The 14,138-nt window shown below is 51.4% G+C and carries 11 protein-coding genes; 9 read left to right on the top strand and 2 right to left on the bottom strand.

All coding sequences use genetic code 11. The annotated features are described in order from the left end of the window. The first annotated feature begins 5 nt into the window (after positions 1–5). The 9 genes from proB (at position 6) to ispH (ending at position 10,025) form a co-directional block, all read left to right on the top strand. Positions 6–1,145, top strand: coding sequence for a glutamate 5-kinase (proB, locus tag BW941_RS00320; protein ID WP_076513226.1), 1,140 nt, complete (start codon positions 6–8; stop codon positions 1,143–1,145). 49 nt (positions 1,146–1,194) lie between these two features. After that, complete coding sequence (gene kdsA, locus BW941_RS00325) at positions 1,195–2,034, top strand: 3-deoxy-8-phosphooctulonate synthase (protein WP_068444465.1); 840 nt, start codon at positions 1,195–1,197, stop codon at positions 2,032–2,034. 155 nt (positions 2,035–2,189) lie between these two features. Continuing rightward, complete coding sequence (rpsT, locus tag BW941_RS00330; RefSeq protein ID WP_076513228.1) at positions 2,190–2,456, top strand: 30S ribosomal protein S20; 267 nt, start codon at positions 2,190–2,192, stop codon at positions 2,454–2,456. An 82-nt stretch (positions 2,457–2,538) separates the two neighbouring features. Beyond that, on the top strand, positions 2,539–4,107 hold the full coding sequence (gene murJ / locus BW941_RS00335; protein ID WP_076513230.1) for a murein biosynthesis integral membrane protein MurJ: 1,569 nt from the start codon (positions 2,539–2,541) through the stop codon (positions 4,105–4,107). A gap of 52 nt (positions 4,108–4,159) precedes the next feature. Further along, positions 4,160–5,131, top strand: a complete 972-nt coding sequence (gene ribF / locus BW941_RS00340) for a bifunctional riboflavin kinase/FAD synthetase (protein WP_076513232.1) — start codon at positions 4,160–4,162, stop codon at positions 5,129–5,131. Between the two features lie 47 nt (positions 5,132–5,178). Beyond that, complete coding sequence (ileS, locus tag BW941_RS00345) at positions 5,179–8,076, top strand: isoleucine--tRNA ligase (protein ID WP_076513235.1); 2,898 nt, start codon at positions 5,179–5,181, stop codon at positions 8,074–8,076. Further along, complete coding sequence (gene lspA, locus BW941_RS00350) at positions 8,076–8,591, top strand: signal peptidase II (RefSeq protein ID WP_076513237.1); 516 nt, start codon at positions 8,076–8,078, stop codon at positions 8,589–8,591. The genes ileS and lspA overlap by 1 nt, the downstream gene beginning before the upstream one ends. A 56-nt stretch (positions 8,592–8,647) precedes the next feature. After that, a complete protein-coding gene (fkpB, locus tag BW941_RS00355; protein ID WP_076513240.1) occupies positions 8,648–9,091 on the top strand; it encodes an FKBP-type peptidyl-prolyl cis-trans isomerase in 444 nt (147 codons plus the stop codon). Continuing rightward, entirely contained in the window at positions 9,081–10,025 is a 945-nt protein-coding gene (ispH, locus tag BW941_RS00360) for a 4-hydroxy-3-methylbut-2-enyl diphosphate reductase (RefSeq protein WP_068444479.1), read from the top strand. Before fkpB ends, ispH begins: the two co-directional genes overlap by 11 nt. A 67-nt stretch (positions 10,026–10,092) precedes the next feature. On the opposite strand, the gene BW941_RS00365 is transcribed toward ispH, so the two are convergent. Further along, the gene (locus tag BW941_RS00365) at positions 10,093–10,518 is read right to left on the bottom strand and encodes a type IV pilin protein (RefSeq protein ID WP_076513242.1); all 426 of its coding nucleotides are present in this window, start codon (positions 10,516–10,518) and stop codon (positions 10,093–10,095) included. After that, the gene (locus BW941_RS00370; protein WP_076513245.1) at positions 10,518–14,138 is read right to left on the bottom strand and encodes a PilC/PilY family type IV pilus protein; all 3,621 of its coding nucleotides are present in this window, start codon (positions 14,136–14,138) and stop codon (positions 10,518–10,520) included. Before BW941_RS00370 ends, BW941_RS00365 begins: the two co-directional genes overlap by 1 nt.

Raw genomic sequence — 14,138 nt, forward strand, 5'->3', positions numbered from 1 at the left:
AACGCATGACAACAGAGCAGTGGCAGGCTTCGCGTAACAATCTGAAAGACGCAAAACGCTGGGTGATTAAAATCGGCAGTGCGTTGCTGACGAATGACGGCAAAGGCCTGAATCGTGAGGGTATGCAAAGCTGGGTGGACCAGATTGCTGGTCTGCTCCATGCCGGTCATGAAGTGGTGTTGGTCTCTTCAGGTTCAGTTGCTGAAGGTATGACCCGCCTTGGCTGGAAGGCCCGGCCGGATGAAGTTCATAAACTGCAGGCGGCGGCTGCCGTCGGTCAGATGGGGCTGGTACAGGCCTACGAAACCTCTTTCTCAAAACACGGTCGGCATACTGCGCAGGTGCTACTGACGCATGATGATCTGAGCGACCGTAAGCGCTACCTCAATGCCCGCACCACGCTGCGTACTCTCCTTGATATGGGTGTTGTTCCCATCATCAATGAAAATGACACAGTGGTAACGGATGAAATCTGCTTTGGTGATAACGACACGCTGGGTGCGTTAGCGGCCAATCTGGTTGAAGCAGACCTGCTTGTTATTCTCACGGATCAGGATGGCCTGTACACGGCTGATCCACGCTCGAACCCCGATGCAACGCTGATCTTCGAGGGCATGGCCTCAGACCCACAATACGCCGCGATGGCAGGCGGGGGCGGTGCGCTTGGACGTGGCGGTATGGTCACCAAAGTGCGTGCAGCAACATTAGCTGCGCGCTCCGGTGCGGATACCCTGATCGTTGGTGGTCGCATAGATAATGTTATTTCCCGCCTGCATCAGGGCGAACTGGTGGGCACTCTGCTGAAAGCCGGGCAGGCGCCAGTGGCTGCGCGAAAGCAATGGATCGCAGGCCATCTTAAGACCCACGGTATACTCACGCTGGATGATGGTGCAGTGAAGGCGCTCCGCACGGGCGGACGCAGTCTGTTGCCAATTGGTGTCAGCAAGGCCACAGGCCGCTTTGAGCGCGGTGAGGTGGTTGAATGCCGTGATGAGCGTGGGCAGCTGGTCGCCAAGGGGCTTGTGAATTACAGCATCAGCGAAGCGCAGAAGATTTTAAAAACACCGACGTCCGGGCTTGAAGAAGCGCTGGGAACGGTAACAGAACCCGAGATGATTCACCGGGATAATCTGGTTATTCTCTGAACCAGAATGTGTGGGCCTCAACAGGATTTTACTTCAGGAGATAAAAGACATGATTGAGACGGTTAACGTAGCCGGTCTGGACGTAAACAACGACAAGCCATTTACGCTTTTCGGTGGTATGAACGTGCTGGAAAGTCGCGATCTGGCGATGAAAATCTGTGAAACCTACGTCGAGGTGACAGGAAAACTGGGCATCCCGTACGTATTCAAGGCATCGTTCGACAAGGCCAACCGCTCTTCGATCAATTCTTACCGTGGTCCGGGCATGGAAGAGGGTCTGAAAATATTTGAAGAAATCAAAAAGACCTTTAACGTCCCTGTGATTACTGACGTCCACGAACCATATCAGGCCGCGCCTGTTGCTGAAGTGGTTGATGTTATCCAGTTGCCAGCGTTTCTGGCGCGTCAGACTGATCTGGTGGTTGCGATGGCTGAAACCGGTGCGGCGATCAATGTGAAGAAGCCTCAGTTCCTGGCACCACATGAGATGCGTCACATCATCAAGAAATTTGCTGAAGCCGGTAACGACAAGGTCATGCTGTGTGAGCGCGGTTCAAGCTTTGGTTACAACAACCTTGTGGTTGATATGCTGGGCATGGACGAAATGAAAAAGCAGGCGCCAGTGATCTTTGATGCGACACATGCACTGCAGCGCCCGGGTGGTCGTGCTGATTCCGCCGATGGCCGTCGCCAGCAGGCGTTTGAGCTGGCGCGTTCTGGTATGGCACTGGGCATTGCTGGTCTCTTTATCGAAGCCCATCCGAATCCTGCAGAAGCCAAGTGTGACGGCCCGTGCGCGCTGCCGCTGGATAAGCTGGAGCCGTATCTGGCACAGATGAAGGCGGTTGATGATCTGGTGAAATCCTTCGAACCTGTGGTTATTGACTGATTCTGATCTCTGGCTCGCATTGAGCTTAAGGTAAAGGGGCTGTAGCTGTTGACAGCCCCTGCTTATATCCGGATAATTCCGGCCCTCTCTGGGTACCTACACACAAGCGCGTAGATTCCCGACTAAAGTTAATAACCGAATTTGAGGAGCCGACTGTGGCAAATTCCGCTGGTTCTCGTAAACGCGCCCGTCAGGCTATCAAACGTCGTGCCCGTACTATGGCACTGCGTTCTATGGTGCGCACTTATGTTAAGAAAGTTAATGCCGCCATCGAAACTGCTGACTACGAGCAGGCTCAGGCTGCGTTTACTCAAAGCAAACCTTACATCGACAAGTCTGTGACTAAAGGCATCATGCACAAGAATGCTGCTGCCCGCATCAAGAGCCGTCTGAACACTAAGGTTGTCGCTCTGAAAGGTTGATACCTGCTTCAGATCGAAGAAAAAACCCGCCAACGGCGGGTTTTTTTGTGTATAAATATCGCATATCCGCACGGAAACGCTTATGTCCGCTACGCCTGAATCCGGCCCAGAGGCGAAAAGCAGCAGTCTGCTCCGCTCATCATCCATTGTCAGTGTTATGACCCTGCTGAGTCGGGTTCTGGGGCTGGCGCGCGATGTTATTGTGGCTCAATACTTCGGTGCGCGTGCGGATGCATTTTTTGTCGCCTTCAAGATTCCGAATTTCTTTCGCCGCCTGTTTGCCGAGGGGGCGTTCTCGGTAGCCTTTGTACCGGTCTTGAGTGAATATCGGACACAGCGAGCCTTCGATGAAGTGCGCTTATTAGTCGCCCGGGTTTCGGGTGTTCTGGGTATGGCACTTTTAGGTGTCACCTGTCTGGCCGTGCTTGGCGCCGATTATCTGCCCTGGGTATTTTCTCCGGGTTTTCGCAGTGACCCCGAAAAGTTCGCCCTCACAGGCGATCTGCTGCGTATCACCTTTCCTTATCTGTTTTTTATATCGCTCACGGCCTTTGCGAGTAGTGTGCTTAATGCCTACGGGCGCTTTGCAGTGCCGGCCTTCACGCCGGTTATTCTGAATGTCACTTTGATCGCTGCTACGCTTGGCTTCACGGATTACTTCGAAGAGCCGCTATACGCTCTGGCATGGGGTGTTTTCTTTGCCGGACTGTTCCAGTTTATGTTCCAGCTGCCTTTTATTGCGCGCATGCGCCTGCTGGTTTTGCCTTCCGTAAAACCGAAAGATGAAGGTGTGCGGCGCATTGGTAAGCTAATGGTACCGGCGTTGTTTGGTGTGTCCGTCAGTCAGATCAATCTCTTGTTGGATACTCTGCTGGCGTCTTTTCTCGAGGACGGCAGTGTCAGTTGGCTTTATTACTCAGATCGCTTGAATAACCTGCCCTTGGGGGTGTTTGCGATTGCTATCGGCGTGGTCATTCTTCCGGCACTGTCGGGTAAGCACGCGGCTGCAGACAAAGAGGCGTTCTCCCGAACCATCGACTGGGCAGTTCGTATGGTGTTTATGATAGCGACGCCTGCTGCTCTTGCTTTGGTGCTTCTCGCAACGCCTCTGATGGCGACGATCTTCTATTACGGTGAAGTCACGGCTTACGACGTCGGTAAGATGACTCTGAGTTTGCAGGCATACGCGGTTGGCTTGCTGGCCTTTATGATGATCAAAGTTCTGGCGCCGGGCTACTACGCCCGTCAAGATACGAAAACACCAGTGAAAATTGGTATTCAGGCTATGGTCGTGAATATGGTGTTGAATCTGGCACTGGTGTATCCACTGCAGCACGCTGGTCTTGCATTAGCGACCTCGTTGGCTGCTTATTACAACGTCTTCATGCTGTACCGCGGACTGCGTAAAAGTGGGGTGTATCAACCACAGTCGGGTTGGTTGAAGTTCATGCTGATTCTCTTGTTGGCTAACTCGGCTCTGGCCGCCGTATCTGTATGGTTGATGGGGGCTCCGGGAGACTGGTTAACCTGGAAGACGATGCAACGAATAGGTTGGCTGTCTGTGCTGGTTGGGGCTGGTGTGGTGGTGTATTTCGCCGTAATGACAGCGGCAGGGTTGCGTCTGCGTCATCTCCGCGGCGAGCTGTTCTGATCAGTGTTAAACCGCTATAATCCGTGCTTTTAATTTTGCAGCGGTATCTGTGATGCGCCTGATTCGTGGCCTGCACAATCTGAACGCCAGTTTGCCCGTCGATTTCGATGGTTGCGTCGCGACCATCGGGAATTTTGATGGTCTTCATCTTGGCCATCGCCGTATCCTGGAGTCACTGCAAAAGGTATCAGCAGAGGAAGGTAAGCCTACTCTGGTGATGATGTTCGAACCTCAGCCTAAAGAGTTCTTTGCGCCTGATCTGGCGCCACCGCGTCTGGCAGGGTTTCGCGATAAGTTTCAGGATCTACGCGACGCTGGCATTGATTATCTTCTGTGCCTGCCATTCAACGAATCACTGCGAAGTATGTCTGCTGCTCAGTTTATCCAGAGTATTCTGATCGACGGCATTCAGGTGAAGCACCTGATTGTCGGGGATGATTTCCGTTTTGGTTGCGATCGCAGTGGTGATTATGCCGCACTGGAGACCGCTGGTAAGGTGTCAGGGTTCAGTGTTGACGATACCCCAACGCATGAAATCGCAGGTGATCGGGTAAGTAGTACCCGCGTTCGCAAAGAGTTGGCCCGTGACAATTTACCGATGGCTGCGGAGCTGTTGGGGCGTCCATATCAGATGTCAGGCCGTGTAGCCTATGGTCGCCAACTGGGGCGGACGCTGGATACACCGACAGCTAATGTGCTGATTAAACGTAGCCGACTGCCGATGACCGGTGTGTACGCAGTGCACCTGATTGAGCAGGAAGGCGGTGAGGAATACATCGGCGTAGCTAATCTGGGTGTAAAGCCGACGATCAGTGGTGAACCTGAGCCATCATTGGAAGTCCACGTGTTTGGTTTCAGTGGAAACCTGTACGGTAAACACCTGACCGTCTCTTTTATGCAAAAGATTCGTGATGAAATGAAATTCGACGGACTTGATGCGCTCAAGTCTGCAATAGACTCTGATAAGAAAGCGGCGCGGGCATATTTTGCTTCGCGACCGGATTCTTTCCGATTTGACCGATAACAGGCCGCGCATTAACGCAGCAGGCCCCTGACGCAATCAGTGAATTTATGAACGATAAAGTGGAAAGCCAATACAAACCGACATTGAACCTGCCGGATACAGAATTTCCAATGCGTGGAAATCTGGCAAAGCGTGAGCCTGAAATGCTGGCGCGCTGGGAAGAAATTGGTCTGTACCGCAAAATCCGTGAAGCACGCGCAGGACGGGATAAGTTTATTCTGCATGATGGCCCTCCGTACGCGAACGGCAATATTCACATCGGTCACGCAGTTAACAAGATTCTGAAAGACGTCATCATCAAGTCCCAGACGCTGAGCGGTAAAGATGCGCCGTATATTCCGGGTTGGGACTGCCATGGTCTGCCGATTGAACTGAAGGTTGAAGCTAAGGTCGGCAAAGTCGGTGAGAAGGTCAGCGCCAGCGAGTTCCGCCAGCATTGTCGTGAATACGCGGCTGAGCAGGTTGATGGTCAGCGCAACGATTTCAAACGCTTGATGGTTCTGGGTGACTGGGAAAACCCATACCTGACCATGGACTTCAAATTTGAAGCCGACATCATCCGCACCCTTGGCAAGATCATTGATGCCGGACACCTGCACAAAGGCTTCAAGCCGGTTAACTGGTGTTCTGACTGTGGCTCTGCGCTTGCTGAAGCCGAGGTTGAATATCACGACAAGAAATCCGTCGCGATTGACGTGAAGTTCACCTTCCCGGATACGCAGGCGATTGCTGGTGCATTCAACGTCGATGTCGACAAGCCAGTCAGCATTGTGATCTGGACCACAACACCTTGGACCTTGCCTGCTAACGAAGCGGTATCTGTTCACCCTGAACTGGAATACTCACTGGTTCTGCTGAAAGAAGCGGACGAAGTTCTTCTGCTGGCTACGGACCTCGTAGATGATGCTGCTCAGCGTTATGGTCTGGATGCGGATGGTTATGAAGTCCTGGGCACTGCAAAAGGTAAAGCTTTTGGTCAGACGCCTGACCAGAGTGAAGCGCCATTTAAAGTGAAGCATCCGTTTATGCCGGGTAAAGAGGGCGGCGACAAGTTCGTGCCTGTGATCACCGGTGAACACGTGACGGCCGACTCTGGTACGGGTTCCGTTCATACTGCGCCTATGCACGGTGTGGATGACTACGTTGTCTCGAACGTTTACAGCGTTAAATCTGACGAAATGCTGGTTGATTCGCAGGGTAATTTTATCGCCAACCCAGCGCTCGAAGCGCTCGAACTGACCGGATTAAGTACGGCAGATAAAGGTAATTTCCGTGTACTGGGCATTCTGAATGAGCGCGGTGCTCTGGTGAAAAAAGCCAACATCACGCACAGCTATCCGCATTGCTGGCGTCACAAAACGCCGATTATTTTCCGCGCGACGCCACAGTGGTTTATCAGCATGAATCAGGCAGGCCTGTTGGATCAGGCGATGGACGAAGTGGAAAACACCGTCGAGTGGCGTCCGTCCTGGGGCAAGGCGCGCATCGAGGGCATGATGAACGATCGCCCGGATTGGTGTATCTCGCGTCAGCGTACCTGGGGTGTGCCGATTGCGTTGTTCGTGCACAAAGAAACCGCCGAGCTGCATCCGCGTACGCCGGAGCTGATTGCTCAGGTAGCAGAGCGTGTTGAAGGCGCTGGCATTGATGCCTGGTTTGATCTTGATCCGGCGGAACTGCTGGGTGATGAAGCGGGTCAGTACGATAAGGTCGTGGATACGCTGGATGTCTGGTTTGACTCTGGTGTGACGCACACGGCGGTCTGTATGGCGCGCGATGAGCTGGAAATGCCTGCGGACTTGTATCTGGAAGGTTCTGACCAGCACCGTGGTTGGTTCCAGTCATCACTGCTGACCAGCGTCGCAGCCTATGGCAAAGCACCCTACAAAACAGCACTGACTCACGGCTTCACCGTTGATGGTCAGGGCCGCAAGATGTCCAAGTCGATCGGTAATACGGTCGAACCTCAGAAGGTTATTAATCAACTGGGCGGCGACATCCTTCGCTGGTGGGTAGCGGATACCGACTATTCAGGCGAGATGACGGTTTCTGATGAAATTCTGAAACGCAACGCCGACTCCTATCGCCGCGTACGTAATACCTGCCGCTTCCTGTTGGCGAACATTAACGGCTTTAATCCTGCGACGGATATGGTTTCTGCCGATGAGCTGTTGCCACTGGATGCCTGGATGGTCAGTTACACAGAGCGACTACAGGAAAAAGTCATCGCGCTTTACCACAACTACGATTTGAAAACGCTGACTAAGACGCTGATGAATTTCTGTGTGTCTGAGTTGGGTGCCTTCTACCTTGATGTAATTAAAGACCGTCAGTACACCTGTAAAGCTGATAGCCTGCCACGTCGCAGTGCGCAGACGGCGCTTTATCATGTTGCTGAGGCGATGGCGCGCTGGATTGCGCCTGTACTGTCTTTCACCGCTGAAGAAATCTGGAGCGCATTACCTGCGCCAGTGAGCGGTGAGCGCGAAGAGTCAGCTCAGCTTTCCGAGTGGTACGCAGACTTTCCGCAGATTGCCGCATCCGAGTTTAATGATGCTTACTGGCGCTCCGTCATGGAAGCCAAAGAAGCGGTCAACGGCGCGTTGGAAAAAGCACGCAGTGAAAAACGCATTGGTGCATCTCTGAGTGCTGAAGTCGTATTGTTTGCTGCTGACGAGCTGAAAGCCAAACTGGATCGCTTAGGTGACGAATTACGCTTTGTACTGATTACCTCGGGTGCCGTTGTAAAACCTCTGAGCGAAGAGGGTGGCGAAGCGACCGACCTTGATGGTCTTCGCGTTGCTGTTATGGCATCCGACGCTGAGAAATGTGAACGTTGCTGGCATCACAGTGAGACGGTGGGTAGCGACGATCGTCATCCAACCTTGTGCGGCCGTTGCGTCGAAAACGTTGAGGGTGACGGTGAAGTCCGTCATTACGCCTGATGACTGATTCAAGTGCTGTAGCGGACAGCGGACGTTCGCCGCTGATCTGGTTATGGTTAGCCGTGCTGGCCGTGGTACTGGATCAGGTGACCAAAGTGACTGCGGAGAACATGCTGACCTACGCCCAGCCGGTATACATTCTGCCTGTTCTGGACTTTACCTTACTCTACAACCCTGGTGCGGCTTTCAGTTTCCTGGCGGATCAGGCGGGGTGGCAGCGCTGGTTCTTTACGATTATCTCGGCGGGCGTCTCAGTTATGTTGCTCGTGTGGCTGGCCAGACTTCCGCGAGGAAGTGTCTGGTTGCCTATTGCGCTGACGCTGATACTCGGTGGCGCCGTGGGCAACCTGATTGACCGGGTATTGTATGGGCATGTCGTCGATTTCATTTCGGTGCACTGGAACAACAGTTACTTCCCTGCATTTAATATCGCCGACTCCGCGATTACATTAGGCGCGATTATGATGGCGCTTGATGTGATTCGGGAAATTAAAGAAGAGCGGGCGAAAGCCTGACATCTGCGTACTAACGCTGCACCTCCATAGTGTGTGGCCCATTAAAAGGTGTGAATATGTCTCTCGGAATTATTGCTGACGGAAGTCGGGTAAAACTGCATTTTGCCTTGCGTCTGGCAGATGGGCAGGAAGTGGACTCCACCTTCAAAAATGACGCGGCTGAACTCTCGGTAGGTGATGGAAACTTACCCGAAGGCTTTGAAGAATGTCTGATCGGTTTAACCACGGGTGATCACAAGACTTTTACCGTGCCGCCCGAAAAAGCATTCGGGCAACCAAACCCGCAGAATCTTCAGGATATGAAACGCTCCGATTTTCCGGTGGATATGCCGGTGGCGCCAGGTTTGATGGTGTCATTCGCAGATGCTCAGGGGGCTGAGCTTCCTGGCGTAATCAGCTCTATTGAAGGTGACTACGTTACCGTTGATTTCAATCATCCGCTGGCAGGAAAAGAGCTCCATTTTGAAGTTCAGATTCTCGAGGTGAAGGATGCAGATTAAGCTCGCTAATCCACGCGGTTTCTGCGCTGGTGTTGATCGGGCGATCGATATCGTTAATCGCGCACTGGAACTGTTTGAACCGCCTATCTATGTTCGCCACGAAGTTGTCCACAATAAGTTTGTAGTGAATGATCTGCGTGATCGAGGTGCTATATTCGTCGACGAGCTGGATGAAGTGCCAGACGATAATATCGTTATTTTTTCAGCTCATGGCGTCTCTCAGGCTGTGCGTAAAAATGCAGCCGACCGCGGTCTTAAAGTATTTGATGCGACCTGCCCGCTGGTAACTAAGGTTCACCTTGAGGTGACCCGCTACAGCGCTCTCGGCCGAGAGTGCATTCTTATCGGCCATAAAGGGCACCCGGAAGTCGAGGGTACCATGGGGCAGTACGACTTCAGCAAAGGCGGAAATATCTACCTTGTTGAAGATGAAGAGGACGTTGAGGCTCTCGAGGTCAAAGATCCTTCTGCTCTATCATACGTAACTCAGACAACATTATCGATGGATGATACTGCCCGGGTTATTGATGCACTGCGTGCGAAGTTTCCTGAGATTACCGGGCCTCGGAAAGACGACATTTGTTACGCCACACAAAACCGCCAGGACGCCGTTAAAATCCTCGCGTCTGATTGTGACCTGATGCTGGTAGTGGGTTCGCCCAACAGCAGTAACTCCAACCGTCTCCGTGAGCTCGGTGAGCGTATGGGGGCTAAAGCTTTCCTCATCGACAATGCTTCCGAAATTCAGGCTGAATGGCTCGAGGGCGTTAAAGCCGTTGGCATTACTGCAGGTGCTTCCGCTCCGGATGTTCTGGTTAAAGAAGTCGTTGCTAAACTGGTATCACTTGGTGGCGAAGAGCCTGAGGAATTGCAGGGCCGAGAAGAGAACGTGGTTTTCTCGTTACCGAAAGAGTTACGCATGACCGAAGTGTAAGTCGATATTTCTCTGGTAATAAAAAACCCGGCTAGTGCTGGGGTTTTTTATTTGTTCATCTGAAAGATTACAGCTGCTTTTTAACGGTGTCGGTGCCATCGATAAGAAGTTCTGATCTACCTATCGTATTAACAACAATATCGCCGTCTTCAGCCTGGTCATCATTACCCTCAGCGATTAGCTCAACGCAAATCGCCAGACTGACTGTATTTCCATCGTCGTCCGTACATTGTCTTGCGCTTATGCTGTAGAAAGTACTATCCAGGTTGTCGGCGTCCAGCCCGAGTGTAGTGAGATCTGCAGCGTATTGTCTGTTCGCCAGAAAATACCGCTCCTGAGCATTCAGGAGTAACTGGAGGCGATCGTAGGCGGTAGACCGATTCCCCTGTTGCACCCAGTTCTTATAAGAGGGCAGTGCAACAGAGGCCAGGATGCCGACGATGGCGACAACAATCATTAGCTCAAGTAAGGAGAAACCCGCTCTTCTCGACATTATTCTTCTTTCCAGTAGTTGAACTTAAAGGTGTCGCATGAATTTGTGAAGCTGGAGCTGAGTGTCGTGCCAGACAAAATATCATAGGTGTAGTCTTCACAGTCACAATCAGCTGGATTGTTGATACAGTCTTTTTCACCGTTTTCACCTGTGTTTCCATTCCATCCACCTCCAGTGATGGTTGGATCAGGTTTCAGCCTGGGGACTTCACCGCGACCTTCGGGCGTCTCATCCTGCGCATCGCACTCGTCACCACATTTAGCCTTAGCTGCTGCAGTGATTGCCAGTGTGAATGTTCTCGAAAAACCAAGGTTGCCTGAGCATTGTGCAGCGTCCAGGTCACTTGTTGGAGCAAACGTATTGAATGTGGTGATTTCGCTTAATGTTAATGACGGACTCAGCACTTTTTCACCACTATTCGTGAGTGATACTACCCAACCATTACTGCTACCGGTTGGACTGGAAGCCTCATCTGTTCCCCATTCTGCGAGATCTGACGATAGCAGGGTTGTGTACGTCTCTGGGGCCACAATACCATGCGGATCTTTAATCAGATAGAACTTGTCATTCACTCCGGTATTTAGAGGGTGCGCTCGATATCCTGAACCAATACTGATCAGAATATAGTTCTCATCGCCTTCTTCAAAATACGCTATATCAGGTTTGTTGTAGAAGCGTCGGTTGCCGGACAGACCATCGACATCACTGGTGTTGATATCGGCAATAATGCCGCCGGTTGCAGAGAACGTTTCAGTATCGTTGAAATCAAATCTCCAGATGCGACCACCGACATCTGCTGCGTAAAGGAGATCAACCGTGCCATTCGCATCAACATCAATGGGGGTTACGTCTGCTGCGAAGCTACTTGTCATTTTCTCATCCATTCCGGACACGTCTTCAAGTGCATTCCACAGTACTTCCCCAGTCTCCGCATCAATCATGTAGATAGTGTTTCCGATGTCATGAGTAATGCGGGTCTCAGGGCCAGTCAGGTTCGTTCCATCTTCGTCCGGGTCATAACCGCCACCTGCAAAAAGAACTACCTTTTGAGTATCTTCATAATTTACCAATCCTGGGCGCAGTGCAGACCATGTCTGCCCAAGTGAGCTATACCCGTCACTGACGGCAGGTGCGTTTTTGGTAATTGAATCCGTGTATGGGCCATGTTGTTCCCAGGCCAGTTCAGGGTTGTAGGGATCAGAAACGTCGAATGCATAGTAACTATGTCCACCGCGGCGGAGGCCTACGTAGAGGTAGATAGTTTCTTCCCCATCTACAGTACCATTGTAATTGGTATCGTTATGCCAATAGGTGATTGGACCGTCGATACCATAAATTTTCTCTGCATAGCCGTTATCTTCACCGTCTACGTAGAACAGAGGGTTTCTGAGAACTTCCCGTGGGATCAGAGAGAAAACTTCCTTACCGTTTTCAGTATCGAAAGCATGCAGGTAACCACTGTTTGTACCTACATAAACGATCTTTCTCTCGTCTGCATAGTTAATCACCACTGGACGACTATGAATTGGATCTTCGATTTCGAGTCGTGCTGTATCGTCAGCATTTTTACCGGTTATCCACTTGGCAAGTCGCTGCTTAGCACTCAGGTTAAGGTCAGGCAGCGATAACAATGAGTCGTCCTGCAATAGCTCCAGGCCGAGAACATCGTCAGACAGCGCTAGGATGCTTTGTTCGGTCAAAGCCTGAACTGTGCTTCCTGAAGTTGTGAGAATATTACGTGCCTTGTCACCAAGACGCTCAGCGGCTCCGCCTTTGCTCACCTCGGCACCGTCAATAGTATCGCTCCAGTAACTGACCGCCGTTTCATTAAAGTACCCCGAATCCGGGTCTACTGCAGGATTTCCGTACCTGTCGAGAACGCCTTGTGAGCTAACACTATAGCGCTTCAGGTTACCGCTCCAGGTGCCGTCCTCTCGTGGTTCAAATACCGCGTAATACAGTTCATCGCTGAGTTCGAGGCTATTGTATGAACTCACTGCAATCGCGGGAGAGGTGAAGGTTGCTGGATCGCTCAGAACATCGCCGGCGAGCTCCTGAGTGAAAGATTCAACAAGGTCTTCATAGTTGTCGGCAAGATAGAATTTACCGCCACCTGCTTCGGCAATATCTTCTAATTTCTGCTTAGCCGTCTCATCGGCTGAAATAAAGCCACCAATAGTGCTTACAGTAATATTCTGACGACCGATGATATCGTCTCTGTGGTCGTAGTTATTCAGGTAATAAGCCAGCTCCTCTGCGCACTCACCACCAATATTGCTTGAAGTTTCGCAGTAGTAATTGAGGTAAGTAGCTGAGCCCAATGTTTTACCAGAGATCAGAGCCTGGATGTCGCTGCTCGCATTGTCATACCCAGATGGCGCACCATCACTGAAATAAACAATCTTGGTTGATGGTTCACAGCCATCGAACTCGGGAGCATTGTAGGTCCAGCCTGTGCGTGAGCCAGATGAGCTACTGGTACCGACAACTTCGAAGTTTCCAGTGGCACCGTTATTGTATCTTATAGCTTCAATGATACCGGGATTAGCTGGGTCGTTTTCATCACGCCAGTCTGGGTCGATAGGGTCGTACCAAGTAGCATAATGTGCAGACTTTCCATACTTGACATTACCACCACTAAGATAGCGGTAAGCCTCATACAAACTCTGTTCAATAGGTGTGCCACCCAAGGCATCGTAGGAGTCGATAGCAGAGTCAAAATCGTCTCCAAGCTCGGTGACAGGGGTCATCGGAAGATCAACGTATGCACCGTCACCATTTTTCCAGCCGCTTGAGTAATAGAAGCTATTGAAGCGCATCAGCGCAACACTCTTATTTGGCGAAGACATGGCGCCGACAACATCTTTCGCTGCCTGTTTCACCACATCAATCCGCATAACTTTTTGCTGATTACCAAGGTCTGAACCGCGGTAATTCAGATAGTTACCTGACCAGATCACATTGTAGGTGGAATTATCCCAGTCATAGGAGGTGTCGGTGTAATCCCAGACAAAACAGGGAAGCCAGCCGCCTCCAAGCAGGCAGGCTCCACGGACGCGTCGTGTGTTGGTGTATGGGTAGCTGAATTCTGTCCACCCTGCTGCATTAACAAGGTAGTCATAATTCGAGCCGCCGTAGTTGTAATCCCCTGATTCACGACACTGGAGGATGGAGCCGCTGGCAGTACTGACGTCTGAGCCTTCCCAGCCATGACCCGGCTCAAAGAATGAGTATGTATTAGAGCTGAAGCCGGAGTTTACAATATCATTATTAATTGCACCTGAACTGGAGCAGTTCAGGGCGCTCAGTGAAATTTCGTTAGCCTTAATAGCGGCTACTTCACTGTTAGTCAGTGCCTGAATATCACCAACACTCTCACTGCGGTACAGGTAATAGGAATCGGCTGCGAAACCATAGGCCTCGTAGGTCACTGATGGATCATAGGGCGGTGTATCTGTGTCATTCGCCCAAGCGGACATACTGCCTGAGGTATCCATAATCAGAAGAATATTCTCATTACCGGCGCCGCCTCCGCCGGTGAAAATTTCAGTATCATCCGCCCTAGTAACGGAACTAATAACGAGGAGCGATGCTATTACAGCGTATTTAGAAATCGTCAT

It is taken from the genome of Thalassolituus maritimus (assembly GCF_900156675.1).
GTDB lineage: Bacteria > Pseudomonadota > Gammaproteobacteria > Pseudomonadales > Oceanobacteraceae > Thalassolituus > Thalassolituus maritimus.

What these genes read in the sequence shown, in the direction of transcription:
- proB (WP_076513226.1), top strand. Translation starts at nt 6, where the DNA reads ATGACAACAGAGCAGTGGCAGGCTTCGCGTAACAATCTGAAAGACGCA.
- kdsA (WP_068444465.1), top strand. Translation starts at nt 1,195, where the DNA reads ATGATTGAGACGGTTAACGTAGCCGGTCTGGACGTAAACAACGACAAG.
- murJ (WP_076513230.1), top strand. Translation starts at nt 2,539, where the DNA reads ATGTCCGCTACGCCTGAATCCGGCCCAGAGGCGAAAAGCAGCAGTCTG.
- ribF (WP_076513232.1), top strand. Translation starts at nt 4,160, where the DNA reads ATGCGCCTGATTCGTGGCCTGCACAATCTGAACGCCAGTTTGCCCGTC.
- ileS (WP_076513235.1), top strand. Translation starts at nt 5,179, where the DNA reads ATGAACGATAAAGTGGAAAGCCAATACAAACCGACATTGAACCTGCCG.
- lspA (WP_076513237.1), top strand. Translation starts at nt 8,076, where the DNA reads ATGACTGATTCAAGTGCTGTAGCGGACAGCGGACGTTCGCCGCTGATC.
- fkpB (WP_076513240.1), top strand. Translation starts at nt 8,648, where the DNA reads ATGTCTCTCGGAATTATTGCTGACGGAAGTCGGGTAAAACTGCATTTT.
- ispH (WP_068444479.1), top strand. Translation starts at nt 9,081, where the DNA reads ATGCAGATTAAGCTCGCTAATCCACGCGGTTTCTGCGCTGGTGTTGAT.
- BW941_RS00365 (WP_076513242.1), bottom strand. Translation starts at nt 10,518, where the DNA reads ATGTCGAGAAGAGCGGGTTTCTCCTTACTTGAGCTAATGATTGTTGTC.
- BW941_RS00370 (WP_076513245.1), bottom strand. Translation starts at nt 14,138, where the DNA reads ATGACGATTTCTAAATACGCTGTAATAGCATCGCTCCTCGTTATTAGT.